The 14,999-nt window shown below is 73.5% G+C and carries 15 protein-coding genes and 1 tRNA gene; 2 read left to right on the top strand and 14 right to left on the bottom strand.

Translation table 11 applies throughout. The annotated features are described in order from the left end of the window. On the bottom strand, positions 1-617 hold a 617-nt coding region (locus ABYE80_RS08115), incomplete at its 3' end, for a Calx-beta domain-containing protein (RefSeq protein ID WP_372789765.1). A gap of 90 nt (positions 618-707) precedes the next feature. Between ABYE80_RS08115 and ABYE80_RS08110 the strand changes: the two genes are divergently transcribed. Continuing rightward, positions 708-778: transfer RNA gene (locus ABYE80_RS08110), tRNA-Asn, on the top strand. Between the two features lie 89 nt (positions 779-867). On the opposite strand, the gene dnaG is transcribed toward ABYE80_RS08110, so the two are convergent. From dnaG to recO, 5 genes are all read right to left on the bottom strand, one after another. Next, positions 868-2,703, bottom strand: a complete 1,836-nt coding sequence (gene dnaG, locus ABYE80_RS08105; protein ID WP_372789764.1) for a DNA primase — start codon at positions 2,701-2,703, stop codon at positions 868-870. A 15-nt stretch (positions 2,704-2,718) separates the two neighbouring features. After that, positions 2,719-3,777, bottom strand: a complete 1,059-nt coding sequence (locus ABYE80_RS08100; RefSeq protein WP_372789763.1) for a deoxyguanosinetriphosphate triphosphohydrolase — start codon at positions 3,775-3,777, stop codon at positions 2,719-2,721. Then, on the bottom strand, positions 3,702-5,036 hold the full coding sequence (locus ABYE80_RS08095; protein WP_372789762.1) for a glycosyltransferase 87 family protein: 1,335 nt from the start codon (positions 5,034-5,036) through the stop codon (positions 3,702-3,704). The genes ABYE80_RS08100 and ABYE80_RS08095 overlap by 76 nt, the downstream gene beginning before the upstream one ends. Positions 5,037-5,121: 85 nt before the next feature. Then, entirely contained in the window at positions 5,122-7,752 is a 2,631-nt protein-coding gene (gene ppdK / locus ABYE80_RS08090; RefSeq protein ID WP_372789761.1) for a pyruvate, phosphate dikinase, read from the bottom strand. Then, positions 7,749-8,507: a DNA repair protein RecO gene (gene recO, locus ABYE80_RS08085; RefSeq protein WP_372789760.1), complete on the bottom strand. Its 759-nt coding sequence runs from the start codon at positions 8,505-8,507 to the stop codon at positions 7,749-7,751. Before recO ends, ppdK begins: the two co-directional genes overlap by 4 nt. Before the next feature lie 55 nt (positions 8,508-8,562). On the opposite strand from recO, the gene ABYE80_RS08080 reads away from it, so the two are divergent. Further along, positions 8,563-8,823 carry a glutaredoxin family protein gene (locus ABYE80_RS08080; RefSeq protein ID WP_372789759.1) on the top strand — a complete coding sequence of 87 codons (261 nt, stop codon included), beginning with the start codon at positions 8,563-8,565 and terminating at the stop codon, positions 8,821-8,823. Positions 8,824-8,833: 10 nt separating this feature from the next. Here the strand turns inward: ABYE80_RS08080 and ABYE80_RS08075 are convergent, their stop codons facing one another. From ABYE80_RS08075 to ABYE80_RS08040, 8 genes are all read right to left on the bottom strand, one after another. Continuing rightward, complete coding sequence (locus tag ABYE80_RS08075; RefSeq protein WP_372789758.1) at positions 8,834-9,004, bottom strand: hypothetical protein; 171 nt, start codon at positions 9,002-9,004, stop codon at positions 8,834-8,836. Then, on the bottom strand, positions 9,001-9,855 hold the full coding sequence (mutM, locus tag ABYE80_RS08070; protein WP_372789757.1) for a bifunctional DNA-formamidopyrimidine glycosylase/DNA-(apurinic or apyrimidinic site) lyase: 855 nt from the start codon (positions 9,853-9,855) through the stop codon (positions 9,001-9,003). The genes ABYE80_RS08075 and mutM overlap by 4 nt, the downstream gene beginning before the upstream one ends. Before the next feature lie 4 nt (positions 9,856-9,859). After that, positions 9,860-11,056, bottom strand: a complete 1,197-nt coding sequence (locus tag ABYE80_RS08065) for a phosphopentomutase (protein ID WP_372789756.1) — start codon at positions 11,054-11,056, stop codon at positions 9,860-9,862. After that, positions 11,053-11,637, bottom strand: a complete 585-nt coding sequence (locus ABYE80_RS08060; protein WP_372789755.1) for a hypothetical protein — start codon at positions 11,635-11,637, stop codon at positions 11,053-11,055. The genes ABYE80_RS08065 and ABYE80_RS08060 overlap by 4 nt, the downstream gene beginning before the upstream one ends. 38 nt (positions 11,638-11,675) lie before the next feature. Beyond that, on the bottom strand, positions 11,676-12,632 hold the full coding sequence (gene xerD / locus ABYE80_RS08055; protein WP_372789754.1) for a site-specific tyrosine recombinase XerD: 957 nt from the start codon (positions 12,630-12,632) through the stop codon (positions 11,676-11,678). Between the two features lie 118 nt (positions 12,633-12,750). Further along, positions 12,751-13,290, bottom strand: a complete 540-nt coding sequence (locus tag ABYE80_RS08050; protein WP_372789753.1) for an NUDIX domain-containing protein — start codon at positions 13,288-13,290, stop codon at positions 12,751-12,753. After that, complete coding sequence (locus ABYE80_RS08045) at positions 13,287-14,330, bottom strand: DUF3866 family protein (protein ID WP_372789752.1); 1,044 nt, start codon at positions 14,328-14,330, stop codon at positions 13,287-13,289. Before ABYE80_RS08045 ends, ABYE80_RS08050 begins: the two co-directional genes overlap by 4 nt. A gap of 28 nt (positions 14,331-14,358) precedes the next feature. Continuing rightward, a partial coding sequence (locus ABYE80_RS08040; protein WP_372789751.1) for a hypothetical protein occupies positions 14,359-14,999 on the bottom strand: 641 nt, incomplete at its 5' end.

Genomic DNA, 14,999 nt, shown 5'->3' with positions numbered 1-14,999 from the left:
GTGCCGTCGACGTCCTCGGGCACCGCGGCGGTGCCGGCCTCGACGACGTAGGGGACCGAGACCGGCAGGCCGCTCGCGGCCGAGAGATCGACCGGGAGCGCGACGCTGCCGGCGGCGCCGGTGCCCTCGAGTGCCTGAGCCGGCGCGATCGACACGCTCGGCGCCGGGTCGTCGTCGACGATCTCGCCCTTGGCCGTTGACGCGCTGGCGCTGATGGAGTCGCCCTGGGGGCTGTCGAGGGCCGCGACCACGGTCTCGTTCGTCGCCCCCTCGTGCAGGGCGTCGTCGAGCACGCGCACGCCGACCGCGACCGAGGTGCCGAAGACGCTCCCCGGCAGCTCGACCGTGACGCCGGGCTCGCCGGTGTAGTCCGCGCCGGCGGTCGCGGTGCCCCCCGTGGTCCGGAACACCACCCGTGCGGCGCCGCAGAAGCACCCGGAGCGGGCGATCGTGTAGGTGAGCGTGGCGTTCGCCGTCCCCTCGCCGACCGGGGCGGGACCGCTGATCGAGATCGCCGCGTGCGCCCCAGGCACGATCGCCCCGAGGACGATCGCCGTGGTGAGCATGCCCAGTCCCCCCCGGCGGATGCCCTTCCGCCCCTGCCCCCTGATCCGCATCGACGAGACGGTAGCTGAGGGACCGGCACGAAGGCGGCGCATGCCTCGAAGCGATCGGGCGGCCCGGCCGCTACGATGCCGCGAGCACCTTCCCCGGTGATGTAACGGCAACATGACTGACTGTTAATCAGTTCTTGGTGGTTCGAATCCACCCCGGGGAGCTCCGGCGCACGGCTCGTGAGGGATACGGACCGGGCCGCACCCGGAGCGCGGCGAGCACGATGTCGCGCCGCCGGCGGAGGTGTCCGCCTCAGTCCTCCCGAGCGGTCTCCGCCATCGCGCGTTCGAGGGCGCGGTGCTGGGCGGCCTGCAGCGCCTGACGGCGCTGGGCGAGCTCGGCGATGCCGCCCGTGCCGCTCGCGCGGCCGTGGGCGATCATCCGGTCGACCATCGCCAGCTCGACCTTGCGAGCCTCCGCTTCCAGCACGGCACCGGACCCGCCCATGTCGGCGGCCCGGACCTGCAGCTCCGCGGCGAGCGCCGAGAGGTCGTGATCCTCGGGGTCGAGTCCCGCCGTGGGATCGCCCGGATGGGCCAGCAGCTGCCGCGCCGCCCGACGGTGCAGATCGGTGGTGAAGGCGAGGTCGAGGTCCAGCCGCTCGAGCTCGGTGGTGCCGGCCTGCGGAAGCGCCGTGACAGCGGCAAGGAACGCCCGCTCGGTCTCGGCGGCGGTGTCCGAGAAGGCGCGGCGCCGCGGGCCTCCCGGACGCTCGGCCGGTCGCGGGCCGTCCGCCGTGCGGCGCGGCGCCTCGACCGGCGCGCGGGCTGCCGCCGCGGATCCCTCCGAGAGCCAGCCGCTCACCAGCGTCGGCTTCTCGTCGATGCGCTCGGCGACGAGCCGGGTCAGCTCCTCCCGCAGCGCACCGGCCGGCAGCTCGGCGAACACGGGGCGCAGTTCGGCGATCACCTGGTCCTTGCCCTCCGCGCTGTCGAGCCTGCCGAGGTCGAGCGCCCGTCGCACGCGGAACGTCACGAACGGCAGCGACGCCGCGACCCGAGCACGCATGCCCTCCGCCCCGCCGAGCTCCTCGTCGGCGACGACATCGGCAGGGTCCTTCCCCCGGGGCAGCTCCACCACGCGCAACGTCACCCCACGACCACGGGCCACCGACGCGGCCTTGAGCATCGCCTTCTGGCCGGCCTCGTCCGCGTCGAGCGCCATGTGGACGGTCGGCGCGAGGCGGGACAGCTCCGCGACCTGGTCGGGGGTCAGGGCGGTGCCCATCTGCCCCACCGTGTTCGTCAGTCCCGCCTGGTGCAGGGCGATGACGTCGGTGTACCCCTCGCACAGGACCACCTCCCCCGCCTTGGCCGCCGCGCTCCGCGCCAGGTCCGCGCCGAAGAGATGCAGGCCCTTGTGGTAGACCGCGCTGTCGTTGGAGTTGAGGTACTTCGGACCGTCCTGGCTGCTGAGGGTCCGGGCGCCGAATCCCAGCACGCGTCCGCGGCGGTCGCAGAGCGGGAACATCACGCGCCCGCGGAACGCGTCGAAGATCCGTCCCTCTCCCTGCGCGCGCTTGGCGAGACCCGCGTCGTAGCACTCGCGGTTGGAGAAGCCCGCCTTGCGGGAGGCCAGGAGCACCTTGTCCCAGGCCTTGGGCGAGTAGCCGACGCGGAACCGGCGCAGGACCTCCTCCCCCAGCCCTCGCTGCTCCAGGTACTCCCGTGCTCGCCGCGCCTCGCTGCTCTCCCACAGGTAGCGGACGTAGAAGGCCGCTGTCCGCTCCAGCAGCTCGAGCAGGCGTTCGCGCGCGAGGCGCCGCCGAGCGGCGTCCGGGTCCTCGTCCTCGAGCTCGAGCTCGACGTTGTAGCGGGAGGCCAGGAACTCCATCGAGCCCTTGAAGTCCAGGCCCTCGAGCTCCTGCACGAAGCTGAAGCAGTCGCCCGAGACCCCGCACCCGAAGCAGTGGTAGACCTTCTTGGACGCCTCGACGCTGAAGGAGCCCGAGCGCTCCTCGTGGAACGGGCAGCGACCCATGTAGCTCGCACCGCCGGTCTTCTTGAGCTCCGTGCGCTGTCCGACGAGGTCGACCATGTCGACCGCGTCGCGGACCTTCTCCTTGCTGTCGGACGTGTACTTCGCCATCTGCGTGGTGGGAGACTAGAGCGGCAGCGACGCCGGGACGGCGAGCGCCTCGAACGTGCGGATGCAGTACCGGTCGGTCATGCCCGCGAGATAGTCGGTGACGCGCTGCGCGAGATCGGCTCCGGGGGCGCCGCCGCCGTCCGGGGGTCCGTCCGGGAGGGCGACGTAGTGCTCGAACAGCGTCTGCAGGACGCGCTCGATCCGCTCGTGCTCGCGGCGGGCGACCGCGCCGAGGTAGACCTCGTCGAACATGAACGTGCGCAGGGCCGCCATCGCCTCCCCGGCCTCGTCGCCCTGGACGATGTCGCCGCCGCGCTCGGAGTGCTCGACGAGGTCGTGGACGAGCCGGTCGATCCGGACGGACCCGGTGCGGCCCAGGACGTCGAGCGGGGCCTGCGGCAGCCGCGCCTCGTCGAGCACGCCCGCGCGCACCGCGTCGTCGATGTCGTGGTTGATGTAGGCGATCCGGTCCACCAGCCGGACGATCCTCCCCTCGAGCGTGCGGGGGGTCGGCGCCCGGCCCGAGTGACAGCGGATGCCGTCGCGGACGTCGTCGGTCAGGTTCAGCCCGCGCCCCTCGCGCTCGAGGACGTCGACCACGCGCAGCGAGTGCTCGTAGTGCCGGAACTCCCGCCCGAACCGCCGCTGCAGGCAGCGGTCCAGGACGTCCTCGCCGATGTGTCCGAACGGTGGGTGGCCGAGGTCGTGCCCCAGCCCGATCGCTTCCGTCAGGTCCTCGTTGAGGCCGAGCGCGCGGGCGACCGTCCGCGAGATCTGGGTGACCTCCAGCGTGTGGGTGAGCCGCGTGCGGTAGTGGTCGCCCTCGGGCGCCACGAACACCTGCGTCTTGTGCTTCAGGCGGCGGAACGCCTTGCTGTGCACGATCCGGTCGCGGTCACGCTGCAGCGGGGTGCGCAGCCCGCAGTCCTCCTCCGCGACGGCGCGACGCGCCGGGTAGGAGCGGGCGGCCAGCGGCGAGAGGTTCTGCTCCTCCCAGGCTAGGCGGCGCTGCGCGTAGGAGCGGGCGACGGGTCCCGGATGGGTGTGAGGGTCCCAGGTGCTCGGCGCGTCCACCCGGTGATTGTCGCAGCGTCGGCCTCGCGCCTGACGGCGAGCGCCAGCCACGCGGTCAGCGGGATCGCCCAGGCGAGGTACAGCAGGTCCGCGAACGCCCCGGAGTACGGACCCGCGAGGTGTGCGAAGAGCAGCCAGACCAGCGCTCCGCCCGATGCCGCGAGCACGGGCGCACGACGCCGGTCGAGCACCTCGTAGGCACCCAGTGCCAGCAGCATCGGCAGGTGGTAGTACCCGTGGTTCCACGGATCGAGCCAGCAGCGCAGCAGGAGGATCAGCGCCACCAGCAGCAGCGCGCCCCGGACCGTGAGCGTGGCGGCACCCAGCCGGCGCCAGCAGGCGGACGACACCGCGACCGCGAGCACGGCGACCCCGGGATGCGCGACCGTCCGGAGCCAGTCCGGCACCAGTTGGCTGCGTGCGAACTCCCCCCCGCCGATCGGCACCGTCCGCGCCTCCGTCACCGTCAGGTGCCACACGTTGACGGGCCGCATCGCGCTGAGGCCACCGACCGGCCGACGCAGCGCGTCGATGAACGCCGCAGGGTCGGCGAGGAGCATCGGCACGTACGCGGCCACCGTGACGATTCCGGCCGGTAGGAGCAGACGGACCACCACGTCCCGCCTTCGCGGCACACACAGGACGACCGGGAGGACCGCGAGCAGCGCCCACTGCTTGGTGGCCACCGCCAGACCGACGGCCAGGCCCGCCTCACGATGGCGCCTGGCGCACGCCAGGAGCACCGCCGCGACGCACAGCGCCGCGGCCAGGGGCTCCTCCGGATGGCCGAGCGCCAGCGCGCGGTACGTGACCGGGTTCAGGGCCAGGAGGGACACCGCGAGGACGGCCGCGGCGGGGCGCGCACCCGCCGACGCCATGGCTCGGCCCAGGACGGCGATGAGCAACGCGGGAACCAGCAGGCACGCGAAGGCGCCGGCGCGGTACACGGCGAGGTCGCCGCCGCCCGCGAGGTGCACGATCTCCGCGAACGGCCATCGCAGCCACAGCGACAGCGGTCCCATCGACGGCTGATGCGCCGTGAAGGCGGCGAGGTCCCCCGCCAGCAGCGCCTCGATCGCCGGACGGGTGTCCGCCGCGTAGTCCGTGCCCAGCGGCGAGAGCAGGGTGAGCGCGAGCATCGCGGCCGTCGCCACGGCCAGCAGCAGGAGCGTCGTTCGTGCGTCGGCCCGTGCCTCCACGACGTCTGCGTCGGTCCGGCATCGCCGACCCTTGAGCCGATCGCCGCAGATCTCGTGCATCGGGCCAGCGGGGCCAGAGGCACGGCAGGGACCCTCGATCAGCGGTCGCCGCGCCGCGGGGCGCGCATCCCGCCGGCCGCCGCGCTCACGTGCGGGCGTCGGCGCCCGCGACGGCGGCCTGCGCCGCTGCCACGCGGGCGATCGGCACCCGGTAGGGCGAGCAGCTCACGTAGTCGATGCCGGACTCGTGGAAGAACGCGATCGAGTCCGGGTCGCCTCCGTGCTCGCCGCACACGCCCAGCTTCAGCTGCGGTTTCGTGCACCGGCCCAGCCAGGCCCCCATGCGCAGCATCTGGCCGATGCCCGGGCTGTCGATCGTCTCGAACGGGGAGCGGTCGAGGATGCCGACGTCGATGTAGCGGGCCAGGATGCGGCCCTCGATGTCGTCGCGGCTGAAGCCGAGCCCGGTCTGCGTGAGGTCGTTCGTGCCGAAGCTGAAGAAGTCGGCGTGGTGCGCGATCTCGTCCGCCAGGAAGCAGGCGCGCGGCAGCTCGATCATCGTGCCGACGAGGTAGGCGTCGGCCGGCATCCCCACCTCACGGGCCACCCGATCGATCAGCCCGCGGACGAGCTCGAGCTCGCGCTCGTAGTCGACCAGGGGGACCATGACCTCGACCCGCGGGGGCGTGGGACCGTCGATGCGGGCGGCCGCGGTGAACAGCGCCCGCACCTGCATCTCGTACAGGGCCGGCATCAGGATCCCGAGGCGGACCCCCCGGGTGCCGAGCATCGGGTTGACCTCCTGCAGCGACTCGACCCGCGCACGCTCCGGCGAGTGCTCCGGCAGGGCCTCCGGGTGCGGGAGGAACTCGTGCAGCGGCGGGTCCAGCAGCCGAACGGTCACCGGCCGTCCGTCCATGGTCCGCAGGATCTGCTCGAAGTCCGACTCCTGCAGTGGCCGCAGCGCGTCGATCGCGGCGGCGCGGTCGCGATCGTTCGCCGCCAGGATCACGTCGGCCATCAGCGGCTGGCGGTCGCCGAGGAACATGTGCTCGGTGCGACACAGGCCGATGCCCTCCGCCCCGAAGGAGATCGCGCGCGCCGCGTCCTGCGGCGTGTCGGCGTTGGTCCGGACCCCGAGTCCCCGCAGCTCGTCCGCCCAGGCCAGCACCGTCTGGAAGTGCTCGCTGACCTCGGGCTCGACGAGCGGGACGTCGTCGGTGGTGACCGCGCCGGTGCTCCCGTTGATCGCGATGAGGTCGCCGTCGTGCAGGACGACATCGCCGACGCGCAGCGTGCGGGCGTCGAGATCGATCTCGACCTCGGACGCACCCGTCACCGCCGGACGTCCCATGCCCCGGGCCACGAGCGCGGCGTGGCTGGCCTTGCCGCCCTCGCTGGTGAGAATGCCCTTGGCCGCATGGAACCCCGCCACGTCATCGGCCTCGGTGAACGGACGGGCCAGGATCAGGTCGTGCGGGTACTCGGGGTCCGACGCGCGCGCGACGGCCTCCTTGGCCGTGAACACCAGGTGGCCCTTCGCCGCCCCCGGTGAGGCGGCGACCCCGCGCGCCAGGACCGCGTAGTCCAGGTTGCCGAACGTCGGATGCAGCAGGGCGTCCAGGGACGAGGCGTCGATCGTGCGCAGCGCGGCGCCCTTGTCGAGCAGTCCCTCGGCCACCGCGTCGACGGCGAACCGCACCGCGGCCTGGGCGGGCCGCTTCGCAGCCCGGGTCTGCAGCATGTACAGGCGGCCTTCCTCGACCGTGAACTCCGTGTCCTGCATGTCGCCGTAGTGACGCTCGAGCGTGCGCAGGATGTCCATGAGCTGCGCATGGACCGCCGGCTGCCACTCCGCGAGCTCGCGGATGTCGCGCGGCGTGCGCACCCCGGAGACCACGTCCTCCCCCTGCGCGTTGGCGAGGAAGTCCCCGGACGGCTCCGGCGCGCCGTCGACCTCGTCGCGGCTGAAGGCCACGCCGGAACCCGAGGTCTCGCCCTTGTTGCCGAAGACCATCTGCTGGACGTTGACCGCGGTGCCCCAGGAGTCCGGGATGCGGTTGAGCCGCCGGTAGGTGACCGCCCGGTGGCCGGTCCACGAGTCGAACACGGCGCGGATCGCGCCGTCGAGCTGCACGCGCGGGTCCTGCGGGAACGCCTCGCCCGTCGCGTCGCGGTACAGGTCCTTGAACGTCGCCACGAGGGCGCGGAGGTCGTCGGTGTCGAGCTCGGTGTCCAGCGCCACGCCCCGCACCTGCTTGCGCTGTGCGATCGCACGCTCGAGGTCCTCCCCCGCGACCCCCTTGACCACGTTGGCGTACATCTGCACGAAGCGCCGGTAGGAGTCCCAGGCGAAGCGCGGGTTCTGCGTCCGCGCGGCGAGCCCCTCCACGGACCGGTCGGTGAGCCCCAGGTTCAGCACCGTGTCGAGCATGCCCGGCATCGACTCCCGGGCGCCTGACCGCACCGACACGAGCAACGGGTCCTCCGGGTCACCGAGGGTCTTCCCGGTCGCAGCCTCGAGCCTGCCGAGGGCGGAGATCGTCTGCTCGTGCAGACCGTCGGGAAGCGTCCCGCCGGACTCCATGTAGGCGACGCAGGCGGCCGTCGTGATCGTGAAGCCGGCGGGAACGAGTGCCGGCCCGAGGACCCGCGTCATCTCCGCGACGTTCGCCCCCTTGCCGCCGAGCAGGTCGCGCTGCTCACGCGACCCGTCCGCGAAGTCCTGGACCCAGAGGGTCTCGGAGTCGGGAGTCCTCGCGGCTGGCGTGCTCACGCTCGCGATCCTAGTCCAGCCGTCGCCGGCCGGAGATGGACGTGAGCGTGATGCTCGACGGTGTCCACGATCGCCCGTTCGGCCTGCTGCAGCGCGCGAGGCGACGCCGAGGGCGCGTCGGCGAGCGTCCGGCCGAGCGCCGCCGTCAGGAAGGCGTGCGCGGCCTCGTCGAGGGGGAACGCTCCGGCCTCGCAGCTGGCGCAGACGACACCGCCGGCCGCGCCGCTGAAGCCCGTCAGATGGTCGGCGTCGCCGCACGAGGCACAGGCGGCGAGGTGCGGGGCCAGGCCGCCCGCGACCAGCAGCTTCAGGCGGAACGCCAGTTGGTTGGCGTGGGTCGCGGCCGACGGGGTCACCGCGTCCGGTCCGGCCCCCCGGTCCAGCAGCGCGAGCTCGTGACACAGGAGGTTGTAGACCGCGGGGTTCGGGTCGGGCGTGTCGAACAGGCGGGCCACGGCGTCACAGGCCCGTGCGGCGGCATCGAGGGCCGCGGCATCCTCCCGCAGACGTCGGTGCGCCTCGAGCGACTGGGCTCCCGTGACCGTGAGCAGGTCGCTGCGCCCCTCGTGGAGGACGAGGTCGACGCGCCCGAACGGCTCGAGCCGGCCACCGAAGCGGCTGCGTGCGCGCCGCACGCCCTTGGCGATCGCACCGACGCGTCCGCGCCCCGGCGTGAACAGGTGCAGGATCCGGTCCGCCTCTCCGTAGCGGATCGAGCGCAGGACGATCGCCTCGGTCTTGACCGGTCCGGCCATCGCTCAGCCCGGGGTGCGGAACCCGCGTGGGGCACCCGCTATACTTTCTGAAGTTATGGCTTCGATCACCGTCTACACCACCAACGCCTGCGCGTACTGCGTCCAGGTCAAGCGACTCCTCGACAAGCGCGGCCTCACGTTCGACGAGATCAATCTCGCACGTGACCCGGAGGGACGCACGGCGCTCATCGAGAAGACCGGCCGCATGAGCTTCCCGCAGGTCCTGATCGGTGACACCGTGGTCGGCGGGTTCGAGGAGACGGTCCGCGCCGAGCGCAGCGGCCAGCTGGCGCAACTGCTCGCCGAGGCGGCCTAGCCACGGGCCCTCAGCCCAGCAGCACGGCGTAGATCACGCTTCCGAGCACGCTGCAGGCCAGCAGCAGACCGGCGTCGTAGGTCCGCTTCTCGGTGAGCCGGACGATCGCGAAGATCAGCCCGACGAGCGGCAGGATCGCCGCGACCGCATAGGGGAAGACCAGGGCAGCACGCTCGCTCACCGCCGGGATCCTACGCCTCGCCGGACGCGCGGACGCGGCTGGCAACGCTCGCACACGTACGTGCCGCGCCCCCCGACGACGAGCTTCACGATCTCGGTGCCGCACGTGCGGCACGGCTCACCGCGTCGCAGGTGCACCAGGAAGTCGTGCTGGAAGCCGCCGTACACGCCTTCGACGTTGCGGAAGTCGTCGATCGTCGCGCCTCCCGCCGCGAGGCCGGCGCTCAGCGCCTCCACGATCGCCGCCGCGATGGCGTCCCACTGGGCCGCGGTGATCCGGTCGACGGGCCGCAGCGGATGCACCCCGGCCCGGTGCAGGGCCTCGTCGGCGTAGATGTTCCCCACCCCCGCGACACGACGCTGATCGAGCAGGAACGGCTTGACCGGGGCACGGCGACCGCGGGCCTGTGCCCGGAGCACCGCCCCGTCGAACGCGTCGTCGAGCGGCTCGGGACCGAGGCGCGCGCCGAGGAAGGCCTCGAGCGCGGTGTCCCCGAGCGCGAGCTCCCCGGTGCCGAAACGCCGCGGGTCACAGAACAGCAGTGCGTGGCCACCGTCGAAGCCCAGCCGCACCCGCTGATACCGCTCCGACGGATCGGCGTCGACGAGCAGCGTGCCGGTCATCCGCAGGTGCACGAGCAGGTGCATCTCCTGCGAGAAGGACCAGATGAGGTACTTGCCGCGACGGTCGAGCCGCTCCAGGCGACGCCCGACGAGCGCGTCGACCACCTCCGACGGTGCCCACGGGCGGCACCAGCGCGGATCCAGGATCTCGAGCGTCTCGAGCGTGCGGCCCTCGACGAACGGCACCAGGCCGCGCCGGATCGTCTCGACCTCCGGGAGCTCCGGCACGGGTTCAGGCCGCGGAGCGGTCGGGGTCGCCGGCGAACGACCGGCCCGGGAGCCCCGGAGCCGGGTCGAGACCGAGCCAGGACACGGCGGTCGCCCCCACGTCGGCCAGCGGGCCGTCGTGCCGACGCCCCCCGTGACCCTCGAACACGGCCAGCAGCGGTGCGTACTCGCGCGTGTGGTCGGTGCCCGGGGTCGTCGGATCGCAGCCGTGGTCGGCGGTCAGGACGAGGAGGTCCCCGGCACGCAGCAGCCCGAGCCAGTCGGCCACGGCAGCGTCGATGTGGCGCAGCGCCTGGGCGAACCCCTCGACGTCCTTGCGATGCCCGTAGGTCTGGTCGGTCTCGACGAGGTTCGTGACGACGAGGCCGTGGTCGAGGTCCCGCACCAGCGCCCCGGTCCGCTCCAGCGCGACCGCGTTCGTGGCCCCCGGGTGCACGTGATCGAACCCGCGACGGGCGAACAGGTCCGCGACCTTCCCGACGGCGTGCGTCGGGACACCGGCGTCCTGGATCGCGTCCACGTGGCTGGGCGTCGGCGGGTCGACCGCGAGGTCCAGGCGACCGGCCGTCCTGCGGAACGTCCCGGGCACCCCCTCGAACGGCCGGGCGATCACGCGGCCGACGGCGTCGGGCCCGACCATCACCGCGCGGACGCGCGCGCAGATCTCGTGCAGCGTCGCCTCCGGGACGACGTCCACGTGCGCCGCGATCTGCAGCACCGAGTCCACCGAGGTGTAGAGGATCAGCTCCCCCGTCCGGAGATGGTGGGGTCCGTGATCCTCGAGGGCGGCGATGCCCTCGTACGGCGCGTTGCAGCAGCAGCGCCGACCCGCCGCCACCTCGATCTTGGCGAGCACGGCCGGCGGGAAGCCGCTCGGGTAGGTCGGCAGCGGCCCCGAGGCCACCACGCCGAACAGCTCCCAGTGACCGGTCGTGGAGTCCTTCCCAGGACCGAGCGGGTGCAGGCGACCGTGGACCGCTCCCGGGCGCAGGGTCGGCGGAACGCCGAGCAGGTCCCGGACGTTCCCCAGCCCCAGCGCGCCCAGCGCCGGGAGGTCGAGACCTCCCACGGCCTGCGCAAGGTGCGCCAAGGTGTCGGCGTCGCCGTCGCCGTACGCCTCCGCATCCTCGGTCGCGCCCGCGCCGCACGCGTCCATGACCACGACGAACGCCCGGCGGGCTCGCTGAGCGCCACCGCTCACGCCGTCGGCGCCCGGAGCTCGAGCGACCGCAGGAGCGGCCTGAAGTAGAGCGCGTCGATGCGACGGAAGTCGTCGTTCGGCGCGTACATGTCGACGACGAACTCGGCCCCGTGCGCGTAGACGTGCGCCGATCGGACGGTCCGCGGCACGCCCGCGATCGTCTCGGTGGCGCGGATCTCGACGGCGGGCTTCCCGTCGACGCGGGTTCGCGCGGAGCGGATCACGGTGAAGGACGGGTCCCGCGCCTTGGCAGCGGCGATCAGGTCCGCCATCGCGCGGTCCAGCTCGGCCTTCGTGCGCGGGAGCGTCTCGGTGCGCGGGTACCGCAGCAGCGAGACGATCGCGGCGCCGCTGGCGATCGTGGTGACCTCGGGTGGCTGGCCGCTGGTCACGGTCCAGCCCGCCGGGGCGATCAGCGAGTACCCCGCCTTGGGATCGTCGAGCGGGTTGTCACCCAGCCGGACGCCGGGCAGCGGGGTCTCCGGAACCGGCGCTCGCTCGTTGCCGCAGCCGGGCGCCGCCGCGGCGAGCGCGAGGGCGGCCAGCAGGAGGGGCAACGGTCGACGGCGGCGGGCAGGCATCCCGCCCGATTCTGACGGACGCGCCCCGCGACCGGACCTCAGGCCACCGGGGACGCGGTCGACGCGCGGGGATGCGCCCGGAAGTAGACGTCCCGCAGACGCTCGGCGGACAGGTGCGTGTAGATCTGGGTGGTGGCGATGTCCGCGTGCCCGAGCATCTCCTGCAGGGCGCGCAGGTCGCAGCCGCCCGCCAGGAGGTGGGTGGCGAAGGTGTGACGCAGCGTGTGCGGGCTCATCCGTCCCTGCAGTCCCGCGCTGCGGGCGTGGCGCTGCACGATCTTGTAGAGGCCCTGCCGGGTCAGGCCCTGCCCGCGCTGGTTGACGAACAGGTGTGGCTCGTCGGCGAGTCCGACCAGGACGGGGCGGGACCGGGCGAGGTAGACGCGCGCCGCCTGCACGGCTTCCCGGCCGATCGGGACCAGGCGCTCCTTGTTCCCCTTGCCGCGGGCCCGCAGCACCCCGGCGTCGAGGTCGACGTCGCGCACCTCCAGCGCCACGGCCTCCGAGGCGCGAAGGCCGCAGGCGTACATGAGCTCGAGCAGCGCGCGGTCGCGTACCGCGCCCGGCTCGTCGCCGACCGGGGCCGCCAGCAGCGCGGCGATCTCGTCGCGGCTGAGGACCTGCGGGAGCTTCTGGGACTTCTTCGGCGCGCGGAGGTCGGCGGTCGGGTCCCCGTCCAGCAGGTTCTCGCGACGGAGGTGCCGGTAGAACGAGCGCAGGCAGGCCGCCTTGCGCTGCAGCGTGGCCGCTGCCACCGGCGGTCGACCGGGTGAGCCGGCCGCGAGGTCCTGGAGGACCCCGGAGAGCTGCTGGTGCTGGGCCTCCAGCACCCCGACGCCGACGCGCTGGAGGTAGGCGCCGAGCTGCAGCAGGTCGCTGCGATACGCCTCGAGCGTGTTGCGGGAGAGCCCGCGCTCGAACTCCAGGTAGGCGAGGAAGTCGAGCACGTGGTGCTCGAACTGGCGGTCGGCGGGCGGGGCGGGTGCGAGAGCCATGTCGCTCTCGGTGTTCCACCCGCGGTCCGTGGGTCCTCGCCGGTGCAAGGACCGCTGCGTGCCGCACGATCGCGTGCAGGGACCGCGGCCGGAGGCCCCGTTCGCTACGGGCGCCGCGTCAGCGTCGCCGCCGGTCGATCAGCCACTGGAGGGCGATGATGGTCTTGGCGTCCCGCGTGGCGGCGAGCGCCCCCTCGAGATCGTCCAGCGGCCAGTGCACGAGCTCGATCCGCTCGTTCTCACCGGAGTCGGCGAAGGGCACGTCGCGCAGGCCGGTGGCGAAGAAGAGGTGGACGGTCTCGCCCAGGACGCCGACGGCCGCGTAGAACGAGCGGATCAGCTCCCAGTGGTCGGCCGCCTTGCCGATCTCCTCGGCGAGCTCGCGCTCGGCGCAGTCCTGCAGCGGTTCACCGGGCTTGTCGAGGCGTCCGGCCGGTACCTCGAGCACGTCCGGGTCCGCGACGGCCTCGCGGGGCTGGAGCACGAGGTGGACGTGCTCGTCGTCAACGGCGAGGATCGCCACCGCGCCCGGATGCCGGATGACCTCGCGGTCCACCACCTCGCCGTCGGGGTAGCGGAAGCGGTCGGCGCGGACCTGCACGATCCGGCCGTCGTAGACGACGTCGCCGCCCACGTGCTCGAAGTCGCGCTCGCTCATGCCCCCACCCTTTCCGCAAGTCGCGTCCCGCACACCAGGGCGGCCGCGAAGAACGGCGGATCCTCGTCGATCGACCGCCCCATGGTCCTGGCGGGCAGCCCGGTCGCGCGGTACCCGGGGAGATCGGCTGGCAGCTCGTGCGGCTGGTGACCGGTGTCCTGCACGACCGTCAGCGGGCTCGGTACGTCGGGTTCGGCACCCGACTCCAACCCGGACGGGAGCGCGACGTCCACCGGGGCGAGCAGCAGGCGCAGGACGGTGCTGGTGTGGTGGCTGAGCCCCCGGTGGCGTGGTCGGGGGTCTCCCGAGCTCATCCTGGCGCAGAGCACCACCGGACACCCGAGCGCGAGCGCGGTGTGGGCGCTCTCCATCGCGATGAGCCCCCCGTGCCCCAGCGCACTGCCCGACCCCAGGATGCCCGGGCCGGGCCCGCACACCGCGGCGTCCCACCCGAGCTCGGTCAGGCCGTGCTGCACGGCGCCGGCGGTCGTGATGGCCTCGCCCTCACCCCCGTAGGCGGGTGCGGCCGTGAGGTGCCCGGCCAGGAGCCCGCGCGAGCGGAGGTCGGCCACGACGCGGGAGTGCCCGCCCGGTAGGGCGCCTCCCCCGGTCTGCACGTATCCGAGGCGGGCCGCCGGACGCTCCTGGGCGAACGCCCAGGCGAGGGGCGCGAGCTGCCCGTGCAGCCCGAACACGCCGACGGGCCGGTCCAGCGGCGCACGAAGGTCCTCCCCCTCCACCGGCAGGACGGCGTGCTGCAGGGACGTGTAGTTGAGCTTCATGACGTGGGCGTCGGCGGTCCCGCGCCCGTCGAGTCCGCGGGTGAGGTTGACGTGCAGGACGTCGAACCCGCCCGACCCGAGACGGAGGTCCACCGCCTGGGCGTTGACGACCACGTCGTCGCCGACCGAGCAGGCCCCGTGCAGGGCGATCTCCGCGATGGCCGCCCGGCGCCGGCCGTCGATCTCCACCACGATGTCCTGCTCGGCGCGGTCCGCAGGACCGGCTTCGACGACGGTGCCACGGCGAAGGACGAGCATCCCGCCAAGCCTACGGCCCGCCCGCCCCCTACGCGGCGCGCCGGCGCACCCGGCCCGGGCCCCGGCCGCGCCGGCCCGGCCTGGTGGCAGCGGCCTGGTCGGCACGAGGACCGGCGGGCGCCACCGCCTCGCAGTTCCAGCAGCGCTCGTGCGGGATGTCGGCGAGCACCACACCCAGGATGTCGAGCATCCGCGAGACCGCGACGAGCGGGACGAGCGTGGCGATACCGGAGCCCGGCACCACCAGCAGCACCTCCTCGTCGGGCACGGGTGCGGCGTGGTCCTCGAGGTGGGCGAGGACGAACCGGGACGGGGGCGTGGCGAGGTCCAGCGGGTCGGGGTCCTCTCCGTCCACGTCCGTCGATGGCTCCCAGTCGACGGCCTGGGCCCGGCCGAGCACCGGATCCGGGACCTCGTACGGCGCCCCGCAGACGAAGCAGCGGGCGTCGTACGCGGTCTGGCCGCGCATCTGGAGCGCGCGGCGCAGCGTCCGCAGGCCGCCGGCGACATCGTCGGCGGGTCCGTCGATCCTCATCCGCGCGATGTCGTTCCAGCAGTAGAGCGTCGCCACGCCGGGCGCCGGGACGGGGCGGCACGGGTGCGCGCCGGGGGTGAGGATTCCGAGCCACATGCCGCCAGGCAACCACGGCGCGGCGCCCGCGACGGCGC

Source organism: Paraconexibacter sp., from assembly GCF_041602235.1.
Classification (GTDB): Bacteria; Actinomycetota; Thermoleophilia; order Solirubrobacterales; family Solirubrobacteraceae; genus Paraconexibacter.
Note: the sequence above shows the minus strand (reverse complement) of the source record. Positions and strands in the feature narration are given on the sequence as shown.